We start from the raw sequence: 22,067 nt of genomic DNA on the forward strand, positions 1-22,067 counted from the left end.
TATATTAAAGTAAGGAGAAATGAAATATGTCTAACATAATGGAAACCATGGAAAAAAAGGTTATGCCGCCAATGGCTAAATTAAATAAAAATAAAGTCATAAAAGCCCTTACAATGGGAATGATGTCCACAATGCCACTTACTCTTGGAACCTGCTTAATAGCAATAGCAGTAAATTTTCCGCTAAAGTCTTGGACTGATTTTCTTGCAAAAACTGGAGTAGATGTACACATGAATGCCGTTATTAATGGGACAACCCAGCTTATGGCATTATACATTGTATTTGCCATTGCATATAATTATGCAAAGTTAAAAGGACATGATGGCATGACAGCTAGTATGTTATCTTTAGGTTCATATATTATTCTAATGCCACAACAAGTTATGGTTGATAATGCACCAATACTTGCACTAACAAAAAACTATTTAGGAAGTACAGCTATTTTTGGTGGAATGATTATAGCCTTACTAGTAACACATTTATATTGTTATCTCGATAAAAAAGGTCTTGTAATTAAAATGCCTGATAGCGTACCTGAAATGGTATCTAAATCATTAAGTCCAACTTTTATAGCAATAATAGTTTTTATAGTTGTATTGTTTGTACGTATTGGTTTTGCTGCTACAACATATGGTAATGTATACGATTTTATTAATGGAACAATAGGATCACCAATAATGAAATTTGGAGCATCACCCTGGTCTGTTGTAATTGTATTTATGATTATTAATTTTTTATGGTTCTTTGGAATACATCCTAATACTATATTAAGTGTATATATGCCAGTACTTATAACGGCTGGTACAGCAAATATTGCTGCATTCCAATCAGGACAACCATTACCTTATTTTGCCTTCTCAGCAATAGCTGCATATATAGGACTTGGGGGAGCTGGGTCAACACTAGGATTAGCAATTTGTATGCTTACTGCAAAGTCAGAACGTTATAAAACAATGGGTAAACTAGCTATTGTACCTTCATTATTTAATATTAATGAACCATTGATATTTGGTGTACCTATAATGTTTAATCCAATTTACTTTATTCCAATGCTTTTATCTACACCAGTAGGTGCCTTAGTTGGTTTGATATTTATTAAGCTTGGAGCCCATGCTAAAATGAACCCATCAATTAGCCTACCTTGGACAATGCCATCACCAGTAGGGGCTGCTATTACAACCGGATTATTTGCATCTTTAGGTATCTGTTGTGCTATATTAGCTGTAACATTATTATATTTCCCATTCTTCAAATATGCAGATAGACAAGCTTTTAAAGAAGAGTCAATTGGTGAATAAGATTAGAGATTTAATAGTATCAGTAAATTAATAAAGGAGAGATGTAAGATGATTCATATTTTATTATGTTGTTCAGCAGGTATGTCAACTAGTATATTGGTAAAAAAAATGAGACAAGCAGCAGAAGAAAAGGGAATAGAAGCTGAAATATGGGCTATACCAGAGTCAGAATTAGAAAAAAATAAAGATAAAGCAGACATAGTATTGTTAGGACCTCAAATTCGTTATGCTCTTGAAAATGTAAGGGAATCAGTTGGACCTGATAAACCGGTAGATGTAATTGATATAAGGGACTATGGAACAATGAATGGCAAGAAGGTTTTAGAATTGGCTTTGTCTAAATTAGCTTAAGTTATAGAAAGGAGAGCATACCATGGAAGGTTTGGAGATGACTTGCTTTGAGATTATTTCAGCAGTAGGTTCTGCACGTTCTTGTTATGTAGAGGCAATACAAGCTGCAAAAAAGGGAGATTTCAATAAAGCAACTAATTTAATGAGTGAAGGTAAAAAATTATTTCAAGACGGACATAAGTTTCACAAAGTATTAATTGAAAATGAGTCATCTGGTAAAAAAGTAGAAGCTGGATTATTGCTAATTCATTCTGAGGATCAAATGATGAGTGCTGAAGTGCTAGAAATTATGGCACGTGAAATTATAGAACTCTATAGAAACAAATAGATACTTGGGGTGTTTTATTAACACCCCTTAACAATATATATAAGAAAAGATAGGAGGTAGAAATGATTAATGTGATTATTAATGCAGATGATTTTGGTATGTCAGAAGCATTTAACTATGGTGTTATTAAAGGATATAGAGATGGTGTTGTATCTTCAACAACATTGATGGTAAATATGGATGCAGCGGAACATGCAGTTTCCTTAGCTAAAGCTTTTCCAGATTTATTTATAGGACAGCATACAAATTTAGTATTAGGAAAACCCTGTTCTAATCCTAAAGATATTCCATCACTAGTAGATGAAAACGGATATTTTTGGAGTTCTTCTTACTACAGAAATGGTAGCAAAAGTTTTGTATATGAAGATGTAAAAAAAGAGACTATTTCGCAGATGGAAAGATTTAAAGAACTACTTGGCTATTATCCACAACATATAGAAGGACATTCAGTTTTTGGAGAAGTTGTAGAAAAGGCATTTAAAGATATAGCATTAGAATATAACATTCATGCTTCATTATTTTCTGAAAATTTACATGGATATAAGGAAACCGTAGGCCCAAGTGACTTTAAAACTATGATGAACATAATGTCAAAAGGACTTTCTGTTGAGAACATACTTAACGATGATTTGAATATTTTAAACTGTGATGGCAAGATTGTAGAGTTACACTTTCATCCAGGATATTTAGATCAATTTATTTTAGATAATTCTACTCTTACTACACCTAGGTGTAAGGATCTTGAGACCTTATGCCATGACAAAGTTATTAATTGGTTTAGGGAACATTCTATTAAGCTTATTAGCTTTGGAGAATTAAGACAATAAATAAAAAGTATATTTAAATATATCACTGATTTTATAAAGTAAGAAAAGGATAACGTCACTTAAAATCGAATTATAAAATTAAGTAAAAATGCAAAAGAAATTAAAGGAGTTGTTAATATGGCGCTAATTCAAGCTAATTTCATATCAAAATCTTTGTTTAGGACAGTTACTATTAATGTGATACTACCAGTTGATAGAATTTTATTACCAGGTATGGTTGAAAGAGAAGAGAAACCATTTAAAACATTATATTTACTACATGGAATATTTGGTAATTATACTGATTGGGTTTCTGGGACTAATATTCAGAGATGGGCAGAAGAAAAGGGGTTAGCTGTTGTTATGCCTTCAGGAGATAATGCATTTTATCTAGATAATCCGCTAGCTCAAAATAATTACGGAGAATTTATAGGAAAAGAGCTTGTTGAAGTAACTAGAAAAATGTTTCATTTATCTGATAAGAGAGAAGATACTTATATAGCAGGTCTTTCAATGGGGGGATATGGAGCTCTTAGAAATGGTTTAAAATACAACGATACTTTTGGTTCTATAGCAGCACTTTCCGCTGGGTTAATTCTTGATAATATTGATAAAAGAACAAATGACTCGGAGTTTTTTCTAGAGAGACGTAACTTTGTTGAACAATTTTTTGGGGATCTTACAAAAGTTGAAAATAGTGATAAAAACCCTAAGTGGATTTTAAAAGAGTTAATTGATAAGAAAGCCAATATACCTAATATATATATGGCATGTGGCGAACAGGATCATTTGATTGAAGCAAACAGAGATTTTAGAAATTATGTAGAAAAGCTTGGTCTTGATATAACTTATGAAGAAGGACCTGGGGGACATGAATGGGATTTCTGGAACAGATATATAAAGAAAGTGGTTGATTGGTTACCTTTAGAAAGTAGTGATGCAGGTATTAATAGTGGAAATATAGGAAGGTAAATATAATTTTAATATTTACGTGAGGAAAAAATGAATGTTAAAGACTTTTTATTATATCTACAATAGAGATATCACTCAACTATATGAAATAACAAATATAACCAAGGGGGATTCAAATGAAATATTTAGTACTAGATATAGGCGGAAGTTCTATTAAATATGCACTAATGAACAGGGAATCAGAGTTTTTAGAAAAGGGGAAGGTTAAAACGCCTAAAGATTCTTTAGAAACATTTGTTGAAGTCATTGGAGAAATTTATGATATATACAAAGATAAAATTGAAGGTATTGCAATAAGTATGCCAGGACGAATTGATAGTGATAGAGGATATACTTTTACTGGTGGAGCATTAACATATAATGATAAAAGAGATATGGTTGATATACTTAAAAAGAGATGTCCGACTTCTATAACTATAGAGAATGATGGGAAATGTGCTGCACTTGCAGAAGCTTCATTAGGTAATCTATCGGATTGTAATGATGGAATAGTAGTGATATTAGGAACAGGCATAGGTGGAGGAATAATAAAGGATAAAAAACTTCATAAAGGTGCTGATTTTATTGCAGGTGAGTTTAGTGTTATTATGACTAGCTCAAACACAAAAAAAAATCCAATGGAATCTATGTGGGCAAGAACCTGTGGAGTTAACGCACTTATAAACGAAGTAGCTTCAGTGAAAAATATATCTGAGGAAGAGATAAATGGTGAAAAAGTCTTTGAATATGCTAATTCAGGAGATAAAGAGGTATTAGAAATCTTAGATGAATATTGTTATAAAATAGTTGTGCAATTATTTAATTTACAATACATTTATAATCCAAAAAAAATAGCTATAGGAGGAGGAATAAGTGCACAAAATATTTTAATTGAATATATACAAAAAAATATACACGAATTAGCATCAATGATTCCAGTGGATTTTCCAGCACCTACTGTTGTGGCGTGTAAGTTTAGAAACGATTCAAACCTAATAGGTGCACTACAAAATTTTATTAGAAAAGTAATATCTGAAAGGAGATATAAATAATATGAGTTTTCCTAAAAAATTTTTATGGGGTGGGGCTACTGCCGCTAACCAATACGAAGGTGGATATTTAAGTGGTGGAAAAGGTCTAGCAGCTGCTGATACGGTTACTGACGGTGATATGAAGAATCCAAGAAAGATAGTTATTGAATTAGAAAACGGTGAAAGAAAGACAATATCAAGATTTGAAGATGTACCAGAAAATGCAAAAGCAGTAGTGGAGGAGAATAACTATTATCCTAGTCATGTAGCTACTGATTTTTATAATCATTATAAAGAAGATATTGCATTAATGGGCGAAATGGGATTCAAGACCTTTAGAATGTCTATAAATTGGACACGTATTTTCCCAAATGGGGATGATGAAATAGCAAATGAAGAAGGTTTGAAGTTTTATGATGAAGTTTTTGATGAATGTCATAAACAAGGAATCGAACCATTAGTAACTATAAATCATTTTGATTTACCCCTAAACCTTGCTATTAAGTATGAAGGCTGGTTACATAGAGGAACAATAGATTTCTTTGTAAAATATTGTGATACAATTTTTAGAAGATATAAAAATAAAGTTAAATATTGGCTTACCTTCAATGAGGTTAATTTTTTAAGAAGTTATCTAGAATTGGGTATTACTAATGCTTCTAATATACAAAAGCAACAACAAGCAATATATCATCTTTTATTAGCAAATGCTAAAATTGTTAAATTAGGACATGAAATCAATCCAGAATTTAATATAGGTCTTATGATAGCTAATATTTTATTCTATCCAGAGACCTGCAATCCTAAGGATTCTATAGCTGAAATGGAAATTTCAAGAGATTTTAAAGATTTCTATTATGATGTTCAATGTAGAGGATATTATCCTTCTTATAAATTAAAAGAATTAGAGAGACAAAAGGTTGTTTTAAAGAAAGAGTTAGGTGATGAGGATATCCTAAAAGAAGGAGTTGTAGACTTTATTTCTTTTAGTTATTATAATTCTTCAGTTATCTCTACTAAAAAGAACTCTGAAGGTTCATTTGGAAATCAGCTAGCTGGTGTAAAAAATCCATATCTAAAAGAATCAGAGTGGGGATGGCCAATAGATGCAGAAGGCTTAAGATTAGTTCTTAATAGGCTTTATGACAAATATCAATTACCATTAATGATAGTAGAAAATGGATTGGGAGCTTTAGATACAATCGAAGCTGATGGTTCAATTAATGATGATTATAGAATTGACTATTTAAAGGAACATATTAAACAAATCAAAAAAGCAGTTGAATATGATGGGGTTGAGGTTTGGGGATATACTCCTTGGGGATGTATAGATTTAGTCTCAGCTGGTACTGGAGAAATGAAAAAACGTTATGGTTTTGTTTATGTTGATATGGATGATAAGGGAAATGGAACATTAAAAAGAACAAAAAAGAAATCCTTTGAATGGTATAAAAAAGTCATTGAAACTAATGGTGAAGATTTAGAGTAATATAATCATTCATAGAAAAATAATTATAAATTTTAGACAGTTTTACTATATGAAGCACCTATCATTAATGATAGGTGCTTATAAATATTCTCTATTTGCTGATTATTGTAAATCAAACTTAGTAACTGCTCTTTGAGTTAACTGAGCTGTATACTTAGCAGTTAATGAACCATTTTTACTTAAGAAAACATCGTTAGCTATAATAGTATCCATTAAAGCTGATATCTCAGATTTAGTTATGTCACTCTTAACACCAGATACTGTCATGGAAACCTTGTCCCCAGTTTCAGTAACAAAAGTCATTGATAATGAATATTCCATAAATTCATCTCCTTTCTATAATAAAATAAATTGATTAAAAGTTAAACATTAGCGATTTTTGATGTTTCATTTAATAAGTAATCACGAGCAGGATTACTTAAAACACCTTTGATGGCTTCAGCTACATCAAATACATTTTCGGGAGCAGCATTAATCTTAACACCTGAGAAGTTTTTCTTCTTATAGACAACTTTGCCAGATCCATTAACACCATTCTCCACTTCAATAGCAAGAGAAGTAGAATTTAAAACCTTACTAACAGCCATAGATCTCACCTCCTTTAAATCTTTATACAAAGAATATATGTCAATCCTAAAATTATTGCTAAACTTTTCATAAAAAAATTTATGCAATTTTATCATCATTTCCATTATCTATAACAACTCCAAGTTTGGTTGAAATAATCGTATTTAGTTTGTTTATAGATGAGGTCAAACTGTTTAAGTTTTTCTCCAGTCTAATAAGTAGATATGCACTAATAGCAACAGGAAATCCTAGATTGGCTATTAGGGATATTAGTTCATTAACTTCCATAGAAAATCACCTCCTTATCTTTTTAACTATCTAAGAACACCTTGTTTCTGTATAGACTTCTTCACAAGCCTCATTAGATTCTTCTTAACACTTAACATATATGCAAAAATATAAAATATTCACATAGTTATTCTTTGTTTTCATAAAAAGTTAGATTATAAAAAACATTAATGGCCTCATCCAGTATGGTACATAAATAAACATTAACATCCGGATGTTTTGCTTTAAGTTCGTTTAATTTTCTTATAGTTGATTCTCTGTAGTTGTGGCAGCGTTTAAGGTTAAAAGGCTCACCATCAATAGGGGGAGCAGCACCGTTGGCAGTTGGTTTTCCATAACGGTTATCCATTGATTTTTTATTAGATTGTTTAGTAAAGAGAATATCTTTGGTGTTATTATTAAAATCTGTATTATTAGAATTATCTTCTTCAGTGGTATCATTACAAAAAGAAAAACTAGATACTTGTGTTCCAAGAGGTGCAACATCGAATCCACTTTCATCAAAATCTTCTTCAAAAGATAATTCATCTTCAACAACTGTTTTCTTAAAACTTTTCTTTTTCATACTCATACCTCCTCAACATTTTTTTATTTAACTTAGATATATGAAAAAGTTAAAATAATTAATGTAAAATTCCATCAATTTTTATTGGCAAAACCCTCTAAAGCCGCATAAACACTATATATAGTTATATATCTAGATAGACATATAGAAAAAAATATATCTATACAGAATGTAAAAAGCTAATGTTGATTATCTTTTAGGCAAATGTTTTAAAAGTAATAGAAAAGACACAGGAAGAGAGATAAACTTTCCAGTGTCTTTTTAGCTCCTAGAGGGAGCGTAGCTATACAATTTATTATGTGCTTAGAAGTAGGGATGCTCCCAAAAAAGTTGTAAATAAATCTATGGAATTTTATTTAGTTACATAGCTTAATATCCATAGTAATTCTAGTAACATAATCATCTACGCTTTTTACACAAATCTCATCTATTAGAAACTCTTCATAGGCAAAACCATTCATTTCCAGGTTGTTTCGCTTTAAAAAAGCAAGCATATTTTCATATGTTTTTCCTATCATTTCATAGTCTCCACGATGGTATGAGACGGCATAAAGTCCTTTAGATTTTATGGTTATCTTTGTATTAGGCTCTATGCTAGTGGTCTTTACATAAAAATAATCTACATCATCGTAAGATTGATTCAAAATTCTTTCTTTTGTCAAAATTTTTCCTGCAAAAGAGGTTTCCATTGAAGATGTATTGTATTCAAAATCAAGAAAATCCATTAACGATTTTATAGAGTCTTTTGTTTCATAATCAATTAACTCACTGAGGATGAGTTTTTCCTCATCTTGTTCCTCTATGAATATTTTAGTAAAATCAACCTGCAATCCCTGTAAAATATATGAAATACCACCTTGTAATGAGTATTTGACATAGTTTAGTCTTTCTATTTCTTTATCAATTTCATTAATTTTTGTTTTTGACAAATTAAGCATAAGTTCAGGTGTTCTCTCATCAAGGTATTTTTTTATTTGTTTTAACGGAACGTTTAACTCTTTAAAAATTGAGATTATAAAAAAAACTTTCACTTGATTATAAGAATAAAAACGATATCCATTTTTATCCTTTATAGCAGGTTGAAAGAGCTCAATATCATCATAGTGAAATAAAGTCCTTTTATTCACTCCACAAAGTTTTGCAAATTCACCTGTTGTAAAGTGTGGTTTAAAAAGTTTAGCCATAAATGCCTCCTTATACTATCTTGTTACGTTATATATAAACTTATAGCTAATTATAAAATGAATCAAGTTTTATATACCCCATATTATATAATAATTATCCCTAAATATGTATGCATTAATAGCAGAAATCTTAAGTTATCTATTAAAAACAGATAATAGTCGAATTTCACTTGACTATCTGGTTACGTAATACTGTATTATATGTTTTATGAAAATAAACGTGGTGATACTAAAATTACCGCACAAACTTAAAGGAGGATTATACATGATAAAATTGTTGCGATTTTTGCGCCCCTACAAAAGGCGAATTATAATGATGCTTATACTTTTATTTATACAAATGCTAGGAACTCTTTACATACCTACAGTAACTGCAGGTATTATTAATAATGGTATTGTTAGAGGGGATCTGGATTATGTTTGGAGAATGGGAGGAGTTATGTTACTTTTGGCTCTATTCACTGCTATTGTTTCAATTTTAGGAACTTACATGTCAACGAATGTTGCAACAGTAATGGGACGTGATGTTAGAGAAGAGTTATTTCGAAAAACACAAATTTTTTCTACAAATGACTTTAATAAATTTGGTGCAGCCTCATTAATAACACGGAGCACTAATGACGTAACTCAAGTCCAACAAAGTTTTTCTATTATTATTGAAATGCTCCTCCCTGCACCTATAATGACTGTTGTAGGCTTATTGTTAGCATTTTCTAAGAACCGTCTTTTAGCATTTACAATTATGGGTGTTATGCTAGTAGTTGTATTAATAACTATTCTAATCGGCAGAAAGGTTATACCAATTTTTGAAAAACTACAAATATTAATGGATAATATCAACCGTACAGTAAGAGATAATATTATCGGTGTCCGTGTTATCCGTGCATTTAATCGTACCGAGTATGAAAAAAATCGTACAGACCAAACTTTTTTAGAATATGCTAACACTGCAATTAAAGTAAATAAAATTTTTGCTGTTTTGATGCCAGTTATAATGGTAATGATGAATTTAACCACGTTGCTTATTGTTTGGCTGGGTGGACAACAGGTGGCTATGGGAAATATTGAAATTGGCGATATTATGGCTATTATTGAATATGCCATGCTAATTCTAATGTATTTAATAATGGGTATTGCAGTTTTCATTATGATTCCCCGTGCACAAACATGTGCTACAAGAATCAATGAAGTGCTAGACATGGAACCAGAATTTTCAAAGCAAGTGGCAGTTCAGAATAATCTTAATAACAGTAAAAGTAATGCAAAAGTTGAGTTTAGGAATGTTACATTCCGTTATGAGGGAGCAGATGAGGATGTTTTGCACGAGATAAGCTTTGTAGCGCCACCTGGAGGAACGACTGCTATTATAGGAAGTACAGGTTCAGGAAAATCTACGGTTGGAAGTTTATTGATGAGGCTTTATGATATACAATCAGGAGAAATATTAGTTGATGGAAAGAGTATTCGTGAGTATTCTGAAGAAAACTTGAGAGAAATGGTTGGATATGTTTCACAAAAAGCATTTTTGTTTAGTGGAACAATAGCAGATAATTTACGACATGGAAAAAAAGATGCCACAGTTGATGAAATGTATCGTGCAGCAAAAATTTCTCAGATAGATGATTTAATTTCTGGGTTAGAGAAAGGATTAGATTCTTCAGTTTCTCAAGGAGGAAGTAACTTTTCTGGTGGGCAGAAGCAAAGACTTTCTATCGCAAGGGCAATTATTAAAAAACCCCAAATTTATTTTTTTGATGATAGCTTTTCAGCTTTAGATTTTAAGACAGATGCAAGGCTTAGAGCGGCACTAAAAAAAGAAGTGATAAGCAGTGCTGTAATTATAGTAGCCCAGCGTATCAGCAGCATTATTGACGCTAATCAAATAATTGTTTTAGATGAAGGGCGTATTGTAGGTATAGGGACACATAAAGAATTGTTGGCTGATTGCTCGGTTTACCAGCAGATTGCAAAGTCACAATTAAGTGAGGAGGAATTGGCATGAGCGAAGAAAAAGATAGACTAGATGAAGTGAATAGTAAAGACAATATAGATATATTTGGAGATGGAATCTCAGCAGAGCGGGCAGAAGATGTTAAAGGCACGATGAAACGTTTTTTCAAGGATTTAATGAAGCAAAAGGCTAAAATATTAACTATTTTAATCTGTATAGTAGTAGCATCTATATTCAGTATAATAACTCCTAAACTGATTGGGAGGGCAATAGATCAAATTTTCAAAGGTATACAAAGTGCAACGTCTGAAAATAGAGTTTTCGAGTTAAATATTAGCACTATGGGAAATATAGTTTTTATAATTTTCATCCTATATGTTTTAAATGCGATGTTTAACTATTTACAGCAACATGCAATGGCAAGTATTTCGCAACAATTCTCTTTAGATATGCGAAAATCAATTAGTGGCAAGCTTAACCGACTCCCATTAAGTTATTATGATACCCATAAAAAGGGGGATATTTTAAGTCGTATTACTAGTGATATGGAAAAAGTTTCAGACACTTTGCAAGAAGGTTTGACCCAGATATTAACTTCCTTTGTAACAATTATTGGTGCCTTCGTTATGATGATGGTAATAAGCCCTGTACTGACACTAATTGCTTTCATATCTATTGTAGCAAGTATGGCTGTTGCAGCACTGATTTCTACCAAAACTCATGGTTATTATGCAAAAAATCAAGCTGCACTTGGGGAGTTAAACGCAAATATTGAAGAAGCTTTTACTGGTAACTTAGTAATTAAAGCCTTTAATCTCCAAGAACAAATGATTAAAACAAATGATGAGCTAAATGAAAAAATGCGTAAAGAGTCTAGTAAAGCACAATTTATTACTTATGTAATAAACCCTATTGTCCGTTTGATCGGACAGATGGGATATGTAGTAGTTGCTGTGAAGGGGGCACTTTCTGTTATTAGTGGAACTATTTCTATAGGTGATATTCAAGCGATTTTTCAATATATTAACCAAATCTCTGAGCCAGTCACGCAATTTGCATTTACCATGAATAGTTTACAGGGAGCTATAGCCTCAATAGAACGAGTATACAAAATTATAGATGAGAAGGAAGAGATTCAAGATGCCACTGATAAACAGAAAATACTACTGCCAAAAGGTAATATTAGATTTGAGCATGTGAGTTTCGGGTATAGCGAAGATAAAATATTGATGAATGATGTTAATATTAATGTCAAAGCGGGAAGTAAAATTGCTATTGTAGGACCTACAGGAGCTGGGAAAACAACCCTTGTCAACTTGCTTATGAGATTCTATGAGCTGAAAAGTGGGAAAATCACTATTGACGGTGTGAATATTAGTGAAATAAGTAGAAAAGAATTACGATCGATTCTTGGGATGGTTTTACAAGATACTTGGTTGTTTAATGGAACTATAGCAGAAAACATTGCATATGGACGAGAAGATGCTAGTGAAGATGAAATTAAGAAAGCAGCAAAAGCTGCTAGAATAGACCACTTTATTCGTACTCTTCCACAAGGGTATCAAACAGTTCTGGATGATGAGGTTACTGGTATGTCAGTTGGACAAAAGCAGTTAATTACAATTGCCAGAGCAATTCTGGCTGACCCAACAATTCTTATTTTAGATGAAGCAACCTCAAGCGTAGACACTCGAACAGAAATAGAAATTCAAAAAGCAATGAAAAACCTGATGAAAGGACGTACAAGCTTTGTAATTGCACATAGGCTTTCTACAATCCGAGATTCGGACTTAATTTTAGTGATGAAGGAAGGTACTATTATCGAGCAGGGTACTCATAATGACTTGATGTCACAAAGGGGCTTTTATGAAGAGCTGTACAATAGTCAATTTATGAGTAAAAGTTCTGTAAATATAAACGTAAATATCGTCTAATAAATATTAATAATTTGACTAATCCTCGACTGTATTTTCAGTCGAGGATTTTTGAATCTTTTTTGAAATTTCCTATAAGTTTAGGAATTCTTTGACATTTATAAATATCATAATTATGATGATAGTAATAGCTCGTACCTATTTCCTGCTTATCTTGTTTTTATCTGAGTCGCTAAAAAAAGTCATAGCGTTAGGAAAATCTTAATAATTTCTTATGCAGGAAATCATAAATAGCAAAAAAGATTTTGATACAATAATAAAATATCTTAGATATGCTTAAAAGGAGGACAATAGTTATGAATGATAAAATTCTCGTGGTAGATGATGAACATGATATAGCAGACCTTATTGAGGTCTATTTACAAAATGAAAATTATATCGTATATAAATATTATTCAGCTAAAGAAGCACTTGAATGTATAGAAAATACAGAGCTAGACATTGCTATTTTGGATATTATGATGCCTGATTTAAATGGGTTCGATATTTGTAGAAAAATACGTGAGAAGTTTACCTTTCCAGTTATAATGCTAACTGCAAAAGATGAAGAAACTGACAAGATTACTGGACTTACTCTAGGAGCAGATGATTATGTAACTAAGCCTTTTCGTCCGCTTGAATTAATTGCTAGAGTAAAGGCTCAGTTGCGTAGATATAAAAAGTATAATCCCCTAAAAGAAGAATTAGATACAAGTACAGTTCTAAGTTATTTTGATTTAGAAATTAATACTAAGACATATGAGTGTCTACTTGATGGAAATCCTATTTCACTAACACCAACAGAGTATTCTATACTTTGCATCCTACTACAGAATAAGGGGAATGTTGTTAGTTCAGAGGAGTTGTTTCATAAGATATGGCAAGATGAGTATTATAGCAAAAGCAATAATACTATCACAGTTCATATACGACATTTGCGTGAAAAAATGGGTGACACTATTGATGAACCTAAATATATAAAAACTATATGGGGAGTGGGGTATAAAATTTAATTGCCATTTAAGATGAAAAGAAAGAAGTTATGGCATGGAGGTGATAGCAATGATGAATACTGGTACAGAAAAGAAATTACGTGTGAAACTTTGTATAACTTTAATTATCTATATTTTAGCTGGGTATATTTTAGCAATATTATTTGATTATGGATTTAGTAGATTTTCAAATACATTTTTTCTTTGGATACACCTTAGAATTGAATTCATCTATTTTTTATATCTGGTTATAGGATTTTTCTATATTTATTATTATTATTGGAAGAAGCCTTGGGAATATTTGCAAGAAGTCATGAATGCAATTAAAATAATATATCAATCAAATGACAGAACTATTGAATTATCTGAACCACTTAAAGATGTTGAGAAGCAAATGAATCAAATAAAGTTGGCTGTTATGCTTAGTCAGAAAGCTGTAAGAGAGGCTGAAAGTAAAAAAGATGAATTAGTTATGTATTTAGCTCATGATATTCGAACACCTCTTACATCTGTAATAGGTTATCTAAGTTTGCTTGATGAAGCACCTGATATGCCAGTAGAGCAGAAAGCAAAATATGTTGGAATTGCTTTGGAGAAATCTATACGTTTAGAAAAGCTCATTAATGAATTTTTTGAAATTACTAGGTATAATACACAGCAAATTCAATTAACAAAAACAAGTGTAGATTTATATTATATGCTTGTACAGCTTATTGATGAATTTTATCCAACATTATCTTATAAAGGAAATTCTGCTGTGCTTAATGCAAATGAAGATTTAACTGTAAGTGCTGATGCTGAAAAACTAGCTAGAGTGTTTAATAATATGCTTAAAAATGCCATTGCCTACAGCTATCCTAATACAGAAATTCTGATTTATGTCTATAAGGAAGAAAATAAGATTAATATTAGATTTGAAAACCAAGGGGATACTATTCCACAAGATCAGCTTTCTAAGATATTTGAAAAATTTAACCGTTTAGATTCTGCTCGTGAATCCAATAGTGGTGGTGCAGGTCTTGGACTTTCTATAGCAAATGAAATTATTCGTCTGCATGGTGGAGAGATTTTATCTAAAAGTGAAAATAATAGGATTACTTTTACTATATCACTTCCTACTTAAAATTAGTAAAACATTAATAGGATATTAGGATTTTCTTAGGAATTTATCCTGTTAATATTAAAGTTTAAAATGTCCTTGTTCAGTAAAATAAAACTGAACAAGGACATTTGTTTTTGTATTATAAAAAAAGGGAGAAAGACATGGAGTTGATAGTTAAAAATCTAAAAAAGGAATTTAAGGATAAAATTGCAGTTGATGATGCTTGTTTAAATCTTACACCTGGTGTATGGGGTCTTCTTGGGGCTAACGGTGCTGGTAAAACTACTCTTATGAGAATTATTGCAGATATTCTAAAACCAACTAGTGGGAAAATACTTTTTGATGGTAAGGATATTCATTTAATGGGAGAAGAATATAGAAATATATTTGGGTTCCTACCACAAGATTTTGGCTTTTTTCAAGATTTTACAGTAAAGGACTATTTGGAGTATGTGGCTGCACTTAAAGATATTCCAGTTCGAGAAACGAAAAAAAAGATTGATGGCTTACTGCATACACTTACCTTGACGGAGGTGAAAAATAAAAAAATTATCAAGTTATCTGGTGGTATGAAACGTAGAGTGGGGATTGCACAAGCAATGTTGAATGACCCAAAACTTTTAATAATGGACGAACCAACAGCTGGGCTTGATCCTGGAGAGAGGGTGCGGTTTAGGAATTTTATTTCAGAGTTTTCCAATGACAGGATTGTACTTATTTCAACTCATATCGTATCTGATATTGAGTATATTGCCACTAAAAATGCCATTATGAAATCAGGAAAAATAATTGATGTAGGAACAACTAATGAATTGGTGAAGCAAGTTACAGGTAAGGTTTGGACTTGTATTGTACCTGCTGAAAAAATGCCAATGTATGAAATGCAACTTCGTATTATTAACCAACGCAGTGAGGGTAATAATAAGGTATCAATTCGTTATTTAGCAGATGAGGCAAAAACAAGCGATTCAGTAATGGCTCCACCTCGTTTGGAGGATTTGTATTTATGGCTATTTCCACAAGAAGATATCATTAAGGAGGGAGAGTAAATGAGTCGTATTTATCGTCTTGAAATAAAGCGTGTTTTAAAATCGCGTCGTTCTATAATTTTATTACTTATGGCATTAGTCATGTCTATGGTGATGGCTTGGCTTCCAGTATTGTATGAAGATATAAATCAGTATGATGACACTGGGAATAAGGTAGCAGCCTTAAATGGATTGAAAGCAATTAAATATAAAAAATCACTTCGCTCTGAAAATAACGGAGAAGTTACTTCGGAAAAGCTTAAAGAAGCTTTGAATATCTATCAAAAAGAGGTTTTACCATATGGAGAAGAAAGTCTTAATAGTGGTGAATTTCCTACAAATATTTATATAAAAAAGATATTTCCAGTTCAAAGTTTGTTAGGAAGGCTACCAGAAACCTATTCTAATTCTAAAACTGGTCAAGGAATAAGCTTAATGGATATTCATCCAGATAAATTGGATAGGTTTTATGATCAGACAGCCGAACATCTTAAAAATATAATGGAGATGGAGCAGAAGGAATATCCAAGGGCACAAGAACACGCAATAAAAAAATATACACAAATAAATAGACCTTTTAAGCTTTATTCTGGATATTCAAGAGACGCGTTTGATTATATTGTTCTGTTTATTTTTCTACTAGTTATTATTTGTATAGCTGCTGCAACGCCTACCTTTTCTAATGAATACCAAACAGGTTCAGATAGCATTTTACGTTGTACAAAATATGGACGTTCTCAATTAGGGATTGCAAAGATTATGTCAGCACTAACTATTTTCACGACAACATTCATTATATGTATTTCAATTCATTTGCTAATTTCAAATCTAGCATTTGGAACAGAGTGTATGAAAACATCAATGCAGATGCTATTTTCAGTTATAAGCCTGCCAGCACTCAATTTAGGTGAGCTTCAGATTACCTTGGCATTAGGCGGAATTATTTCCTTATTAGCAACTGTTAGTTTTACATTGTTTTTGTCAGCTAAATGCAAAGATTCACTTACTGTTATACTAATTGCCATTGTAACTTGCTTACTTCCTATATTCACCTATTCAGCTGGAGCTAATTGGTTTACTTTTATATTACCATCAGCAGGAGTAGGTACGCAAAATAGTCTGCTTTACCAGTTAACTAGCTTTAATTATCTGCATATTGGTCAGTTGAGTATTTGGACACCTTACGTCATAATAGCCGCAGCAATAATTGAAATTCCTGTATTTCTTTTTCTTGCTATACGTACTTATAACAAACATCAGGTTGCATAAATCAAGATTTTATAAAAAGTTCAGTAATAATTTTGGATTTTGCATATATACTGAGTGTACAGTTAAATGATTTGATGAGGTTTGGGAGGAAGCCTCTACAGGACAGAACTTAATGATTTGACTAATTTCTTCCTACGTCAGAAATTTTACAGTATTAAGGTGTATATCTTTTGCGTAGAGGTGAAATTAAGTTTTTGATTAACTTCTTACTGTCTAGAAGAAATTTTATAGGAGGTGTTAAGATGATAAAAGATAAGATAACTGTAAGTTCTAAAGAAGAGGGACAGAGCTTTGATAAGCTACAGATTGCTTTAGCTATTAAAAATTCTACTTATGATGATGAGTTAAGCTGCTCTTTACTTGAAAATGGAGTAATTAAAGAGTGTAGCCGTTGTAATCTAAAAGAGATTTGTGAAGGAATTGAAGAAGTTTCTAAGGATTATTATGATAGGACTACTAAGGTTGTAGGAACATTTAAATTTTAGAGATTTATATATGCCACTTAAAGGGAGGATATCCTTTTGAGTGGCATTTATTTTATTCTCAAATAATTTTGTAGGAAAATAATATGTTAAAATTTAGTTAGTAATATTTAATAAGTAGAAGAGTCCATTTATAGAAAGTGTATTGTACTTTGGTAGAAGAGAAAAGAAATTTATACTTAGTATATTATTCAGTATTAAAGTATCTTAAGGTAATGTTAAGGTTAGCCGTGTTTAACTGAAAGGTAGGGCAACTATAATTAACTTAAGGTTCGAAGGTATGATAAGACAAAAGAGAGAGGTGAAACCATGAATAAAAAGATTATGATTGTAGATGATGAGAAGGAAATTCGTGAGCTTCTGAGGTTATATATAGAAAAGGACGGATATTCTGTGATACAGGCTAAAAATGGCTTGGAGGCACTAAAACAGGCTAAATCCATGCAGGTTGACTTGGCTGTTATAGACATTATGATGCCAGAGCTTGATGGCTATAAGCTTATCAAAGGTTTGAGAGAGCATAGTAATATTCCTATTATTATTGTTAGTGCGAAAACAGAAAATCATGAAAAAATACTGGGGCTTGACCTTGGTGCTGATGATTATGTGACAAAGCCTTTTGATCCATTAGAAGTCATTGCTAGAATTAAAGCTCAACTACGCCGTTATAATGGGTGTGTGGCAGATTCTGAAGTAGATTTACTAATTGCAGGTGAGTTGCGTATGGATATTTATACTTGCAAACTTAACTTTGGCAGAGTAACGATTCCTCTTACTGCTACTGAATTTAACATTATGAAGCTATTTATGCAAAGTCCCGGACGTGTATATACCAAACAGCAGATTTATGAAGCTGCATGGCAGGAGGGAAGCATCGTAGACGATAATACGGTGATGGTTGCAATCAGCAAGCTACGAGGAAAACTTCCTGAAGAAGGAGCAGTATCTATCGGAACAGTCCGGGGATTGGGGTATCGTCTGGAGGTGTGTAAATGAAGAAAAAGCGTAGCTTCAGAAGCGTCATAATGCGCAGTTTTATAGTCTATAGCCTTGGAATTGCACTTACGCTTCTGGTATTGGAGATTTTATTCAGCCTTTTTACATTAAATAACGGGATGAATTTTTCGGAGCTAGCATCTTCCCCTCTTGCGGAGGAGACAAAAAAGCTGCAAATCACACTTTCGGTTTTCTGGAATCTTATCACAGCTGCAGTATATTTTATAGGGGTTGTTTTTTTGGGACGTGGAATTAGCAGAAAAATAATGGAACCTGTACAAAAAATGCAAGACGGATTTAATGAGGTTACAGCTGGTCACTTAGACACTACGCTGGACTTTGAAACAGAAATAGAGTTTGGAGAAATGCGAGATGCTTTCAATTTTATGGCGCGAAAGCTAAAGGATTCTGAAGAAAAGCGAATGATAATGGAAAATGAGAGAATGCGTCTTTTCTCCCATATTGCCCATGACTTAAAAACCCCCATGACAACTATTTATGGATACGCAGGGGCTTTAGCAAATGGTATGGTTGAGGATGTGGACAAACAGAGAGAATACAATTTGGCGATAAAAGCGAAATCTGCTCAGATGAACCAATTGATTGACCAATTACTTTCTTATTCCAAGATGGGAAATTCGGAATACCAGTTGAATTTAGCGAAGGTTGACCTTGTAGAGCTACTCCGAGTATCTTGCGCCACTTTGTTTGGTGAAATCGAAAACAAACAGATGAAGTTGGAGCTTCATCTGCCAGATAAGCCTATATTTTACATGGCAGATTCGTTAGAAATCCAGCGTGCCATTGGTAATCTACTGACTAATGCTATTCGCCATAACCCGGTGGGAAGCCAGTTGTCCATAAGAATTACTGAGGAGTACAATCGAATTGAGATACAAATTTCGGATAACGGAGCGGCTATCCCAGAGTCTATTTCTAAGAACCTGTTTGAGCCTTTTGTTTCAGGAAATGATTCAAGAAGTACCAATAGCGGAACAGGACTTGGACTTGCAATTGTAAAAAAGGTAATGGAACAGCACTCTGGAGAGGTTTTTGTATTGAATGCCCCCTCTCCTTATACAAAGATGTTTGTTTTGAGGTTCCCAAAAGTTTCAGAATGTAGAAAGGGGGAGGTATAAAGATGTATCAAAAAATAATTAAAAATGATATACGAAAAAGTAAGCTAATTACCGTGACAATTACAGCTTTTATTCTTGTTGCCTCCATGCTAACCGCTTTGGCTGCATCTATGACAGTAAATCTGTTTGGTGCTATAGATAATATGCTTGTTTCTGCAAAATCACTCCATTTCATGCAAATGCACACAGGAGACGTAGATAGGGGACAGTTGCAAAGTTTTGCAGAGGATAATGATAGGGTAGAGGATTATCAGGTGTTAGAGTTCCTTAACATCGAGGGTGCGGACATTGTAATAGGTGACGATTCCCTTGCTGGAAGTATACAGGACAACGGACTTTCTGTGCAGGGTAAGAAATTCGACTTCCTACTTAATTTAGATGGTGAAGTTATACATCCGAATGATGGAGAAATATATGTTCCAATATATTACATGAAAGAAGGAAACGTGGCACTTGGCGATAAGGTGAAAATACACGATATTTCCTTTACCGTAGCTGGTTTTTTAAGGGATTCTGTCATGAATGCTGCCCTTGTAAGTTCAAAGAGGTTTCTTGTGAGCCAAGCAGATTTTGAAAGAGTCCGAGAGTTTGGAAAGCTAGAATACCTTATTGAGTTTAGACTAGCAGAGGATGTTTCCTTCCCCGCTTTCGAAGCATCTTATATTAACGCTGGCCTTCCTGCAAACGGGCCTCCTGCTATCACTTACAAACAAGTAAAGATGATAAATGGTATTACAGACGGCATCATGATTGCTGTGCTGATGTTAATAAGTCACCTTGTTATTATTGTGACATTTTTGTGCATTCGCTTTACGCTACTGGCTAAAATTGAAGATGATTATAAGGAAATAGGTGTACTTAAGGCTATTGGTATACGTGTATCACTAATTAAAAAACTCTACCTTGCAAAATACGGAGCTATAGCGGGAGTAGCATGTGCGTTAGGTTTTTTGGTTTCTCTACCGCTTCAAACGCATTTTTTGAAAAATATTAGTTTATATATGGGAGAAAGTAGAAGCAAAATTTCTGGCTTACTCTGGGGACTTTTGGGGGCTACGGTAATTTTCGGAGTTGTCATGTTGTATGTGAACAGTGTATTAAAGCGCTTCCATAAAATATCCGCGGCGCAGGCGGTAAGGTTCGGAGCTCCAAAGGAAAAATCGAAATTTACAAGAACATTCCGTCTGAGCAATAACAGGATCTTCTCTAGAAATATTTTTCTTGGAATCAAGGATGTTCTATCAAGGAAAAAACTGTATGTTACTATGTTGATGGTGATGATAATTTCTTCATTCATTATGATTGTGCCACAAAATATCAGTAGTACTATTTCTGCGAAAAGCTTCATTACCTATATGGGTATGGGAATTTGTGATGCTAATATTGGGGTGATGAGGACACAGGTAGAGGATGTTGTGGGGAAGGCTAATGAAATTGCTGATGTACTTGTGGAAGATAAGAATGTTGAAAAGTATACTTTGTTTACTAGTAGGATGTTAGACAGGATAACAGACGATGGAACGACAGAGAAACTTAGGGTAGCATTTGGTGACTACTCTGTATTTCCTATCACCTATTCCAAAGGTCATGCTCCGCAATTAGAGTCAGAGATTGCCCTCTCAAATCTCAATGCTAAAGACCTTGAAAAAACTGTTGGGGATGAGATCGTTTTAATAGTTGATGGATTAGAAAAGCACCTGAAGGTGTGCGGGGTTTACTCTGATGTCACCAATGGTGGACGAACAGCACAAGCTATTTTTGATACAAATAGTGGAGATGTTTTGAGTGTAGGTATAGCGGTCACATTCCTAGACCGAAAGAGTGTAAATGAGTCAATAGAACAGTACAGAGGACAGTTCCCTTTCGCTAAGATTACAGGGATAGACGAAAGCATTAAGCAGATGCTTGGATCAATGCGGGACGCAGTCAAAATTGCTTCTACTGCAGCCATAGGAACAACTATCCTGATCGCACTACTAGTTACTATGCTATTTATAAGAATGATAGTGACCAAAGACCGTCATCCTATAGCAATACTGAAATCAATGGGATTTACTAGTAAGGATATTCGTGGACAGTATCTTACGCGCTCAATCACTGTGCTGATACTTGGATTAATCATAGGGACTATTATGGCTAATACATTAGGAGAGCTTGTTGGTGTGGCAATCGTTTCTTCTTTTGGAGCAACAACATTCCGTTTTGTAGTAAACCCTTGGTTTGTCTACCTGATTTCCCCACTACTAATTGCGTGTTGCATCATTACAGCAACAAGGCTAGGTATTTCAGGTATCCAGACATTAAAAGTTTCCGATTATATTAAGGAGGATTAATATT

At 33.0% G+C, this 22,067-nt stretch carries 22 protein-coding genes; 17 read left to right on the plus strand and 5 right to left on the minus strand.

What is annotated here, in order from left to right; genetic code table 11:
* Positions 1-26 precede the first annotated feature (26 nt).
* From P8F83_RS02110 to P8F83_RS02140, 7 genes are all read left to right on the plus strand, one after another.
* Positions 27-1,298, plus strand: a complete 1,272-nt coding sequence (locus P8F83_RS02110) for a PTS sugar transporter subunit IIC (RefSeq protein WP_326513233.1) — start codon at positions 27-29, stop codon at positions 1,296-1,298.
* Positions 1,299-1,346: 48 nt separating this feature from the next.
* On the plus strand, positions 1,347-1,649 hold the full coding sequence (locus P8F83_RS02115) for a PTS sugar transporter subunit IIB (protein WP_326513234.1): 303 nt from the start codon (positions 1,347-1,349) through the stop codon (positions 1,647-1,649).
* A 22-nt stretch (positions 1,650-1,671) separates the two neighbouring features.
* Complete coding sequence (locus tag P8F83_RS02120) at positions 1,672-1,977, plus strand: PTS sugar transporter subunit IIA (protein WP_326513235.1); 306 nt, start codon at positions 1,672-1,674, stop codon at positions 1,975-1,977.
* Between the two features lie 62 nt (positions 1,978-2,039).
* Entirely contained in the window at positions 2,040-2,804 is a 765-nt protein-coding gene (locus P8F83_RS02125; RefSeq protein WP_326513236.1) for a ChbG/HpnK family deacetylase, read from the plus strand.
* A 117-nt stretch (positions 2,805-2,921) separates the two neighbouring features.
* Positions 2,922-3,755: an alpha/beta hydrolase gene (locus P8F83_RS02130; protein ID WP_326513237.1), complete on the plus strand. Its 834-nt coding sequence runs from the start codon at positions 2,922-2,924 to the stop codon at positions 3,753-3,755.
* A gap of 116 nt (positions 3,756-3,871) precedes the next feature.
* Complete coding sequence (locus P8F83_RS02135; RefSeq protein ID WP_326513238.1) at positions 3,872-4,786, plus strand: ROK family protein; 915 nt, start codon at positions 3,872-3,874, stop codon at positions 4,784-4,786.
* Between the two features lies 1 nt (position 4,787).
* Positions 4,788-6,254 (plus strand): glycoside hydrolase family 1 protein, encoded by a 1,467-nt coding sequence (locus P8F83_RS02140; protein ID WP_326513239.1) that lies wholly within the window; start codon positions 4,788-4,790, stop codon positions 6,252-6,254.
* Positions 6,255-6,356: 102 nt separating this feature from the next.
* Here P8F83_RS02140 and P8F83_RS02145 read toward each other — a convergent pair whose 3' ends face one another.
* From P8F83_RS02145 to P8F83_RS02165, 5 genes are all read right to left on the minus strand, one after another.
* Positions 6,357-6,575: a DUF2922 domain-containing protein gene (locus P8F83_RS02145; RefSeq protein ID WP_326513240.1), complete on the minus strand. Its 219-nt coding sequence runs from the start codon at positions 6,573-6,575 to the stop codon at positions 6,357-6,359.
* Positions 6,576-6,616: 41 nt separating this feature from the next.
* Complete coding sequence (locus tag P8F83_RS02150; RefSeq protein ID WP_326513241.1) at positions 6,617-6,841, minus strand: DUF1659 domain-containing protein; 225 nt, start codon at positions 6,839-6,841, stop codon at positions 6,617-6,619.
* A gap of 79 nt (positions 6,842-6,920) precedes the next feature.
* On the minus strand, positions 6,921-7,109 hold the full coding sequence (locus P8F83_RS02155) for a YvrJ family protein (protein ID WP_326513242.1): 189 nt from the start codon (positions 7,107-7,109) through the stop codon (positions 6,921-6,923).
* Between the two features lie 127 nt (positions 7,110-7,236).
* On the minus strand, positions 7,237-7,674 hold the full coding sequence (locus P8F83_RS02160) for a hypothetical protein (RefSeq protein WP_326513243.1): 438 nt from the start codon (positions 7,672-7,674) through the stop codon (positions 7,237-7,239).
* Between the two features lie 356 nt (positions 7,675-8,030).
* Complete coding sequence (locus P8F83_RS02165; RefSeq protein ID WP_326513244.1) at positions 8,031-8,858, minus strand: MerR family transcriptional regulator; 828 nt, start codon at positions 8,856-8,858, stop codon at positions 8,031-8,033.
* Positions 8,859-9,123: 265 nt separating this feature from the next.
* Here P8F83_RS02165 and P8F83_RS02170 point away from each other — a divergent pair, with 265 nt between their 5' ends.
* The 10 genes from P8F83_RS02170 (at position 9,124) to P8F83_RS02215 (ending at position 22,063) form a co-directional block, all read left to right on the plus strand.
* The gene (locus P8F83_RS02170) at positions 9,124-10,860 is read left to right on the plus strand and encodes an ABC transporter ATP-binding protein (RefSeq protein WP_326513245.1); all 1,737 of its coding nucleotides are present in this window, start codon (positions 9,124-9,126) and stop codon (positions 10,858-10,860) included.
* Positions 10,857-12,743 carry an ABC transporter ATP-binding protein gene (locus P8F83_RS02175; protein WP_326513246.1) on the plus strand — a complete coding sequence of 629 codons (1,887 nt, stop codon included), beginning with the start codon at positions 10,857-10,859 and terminating at the stop codon, positions 12,741-12,743. Before P8F83_RS02170 ends, P8F83_RS02175 begins: the two co-directional genes overlap by 4 nt.
* A gap of 296 nt (positions 12,744-13,039) precedes the next feature.
* A complete protein-coding gene (vanR, locus tag P8F83_RS02180) occupies positions 13,040-13,735 on the plus strand; it encodes a VanR-ABDEGLN family response regulator transcription factor (RefSeq protein WP_326513247.1) in 696 nt (231 codons plus the stop codon).
* A gap of 49 nt (positions 13,736-13,784) precedes the next feature.
* Entirely contained in the window at positions 13,785-14,837 is a 1,053-nt protein-coding gene (locus tag P8F83_RS02185) for a sensor histidine kinase (protein WP_337250868.1), read from the plus strand.
* Positions 14,838-14,977: 140 nt separating this feature from the next.
* Positions 14,978-15,865 carry an ABC transporter ATP-binding protein gene (locus P8F83_RS02190; RefSeq protein ID WP_326513248.1) on the plus strand — a complete coding sequence of 296 codons (888 nt, stop codon included), beginning with the start codon at positions 14,978-14,980 and terminating at the stop codon, positions 15,863-15,865.
* A complete protein-coding gene (locus P8F83_RS02195) occupies positions 15,866-17,113 on the plus strand; it encodes an ABC transporter permease (RefSeq protein WP_326513249.1) in 1,248 nt (415 codons plus the stop codon).
* Between the two features lie 242 nt (positions 17,114-17,355).
* Positions 17,356-17,598 carry a hypothetical protein gene (locus tag P8F83_RS02200; protein WP_326513250.1) on the plus strand — a complete coding sequence of 81 codons (243 nt, stop codon included), beginning with the start codon at positions 17,356-17,358 and terminating at the stop codon, positions 17,596-17,598.
* Positions 17,599-17,904: 306 nt separating this feature from the next.
* Positions 17,905-18,591, plus strand: a complete 687-nt coding sequence (locus tag P8F83_RS02205) for a response regulator transcription factor (protein ID WP_326513251.1) — start codon at positions 17,905-17,907, stop codon at positions 18,589-18,591.
* Positions 18,588-19,730 (plus strand): sensor histidine kinase, encoded by a 1,143-nt coding sequence (locus P8F83_RS02210; protein ID WP_326513252.1) that lies wholly within the window; start codon positions 18,588-18,590, stop codon positions 19,728-19,730. Before P8F83_RS02205 ends, P8F83_RS02210 begins: the two co-directional genes overlap by 4 nt.
* 2 nt (positions 19,731-19,732) lie before the next feature.
* Positions 19,733-22,063, plus strand: a complete 2,331-nt coding sequence (locus P8F83_RS02215) for an ABC transporter permease (RefSeq protein ID WP_326513253.1) — start codon at positions 19,733-19,735, stop codon at positions 22,061-22,063.
* The last annotated feature ends 4 nt before the right edge of the window (positions 22,064-22,067 follow it).

The organism is Clostridium intestinale, assembly GCF_035905475.1.
Taxonomy (GTDB): Bacteria; Bacillota; Clostridia; order Clostridiales; family Clostridiaceae; genus Clostridium_T; species Clostridium_T intestinale.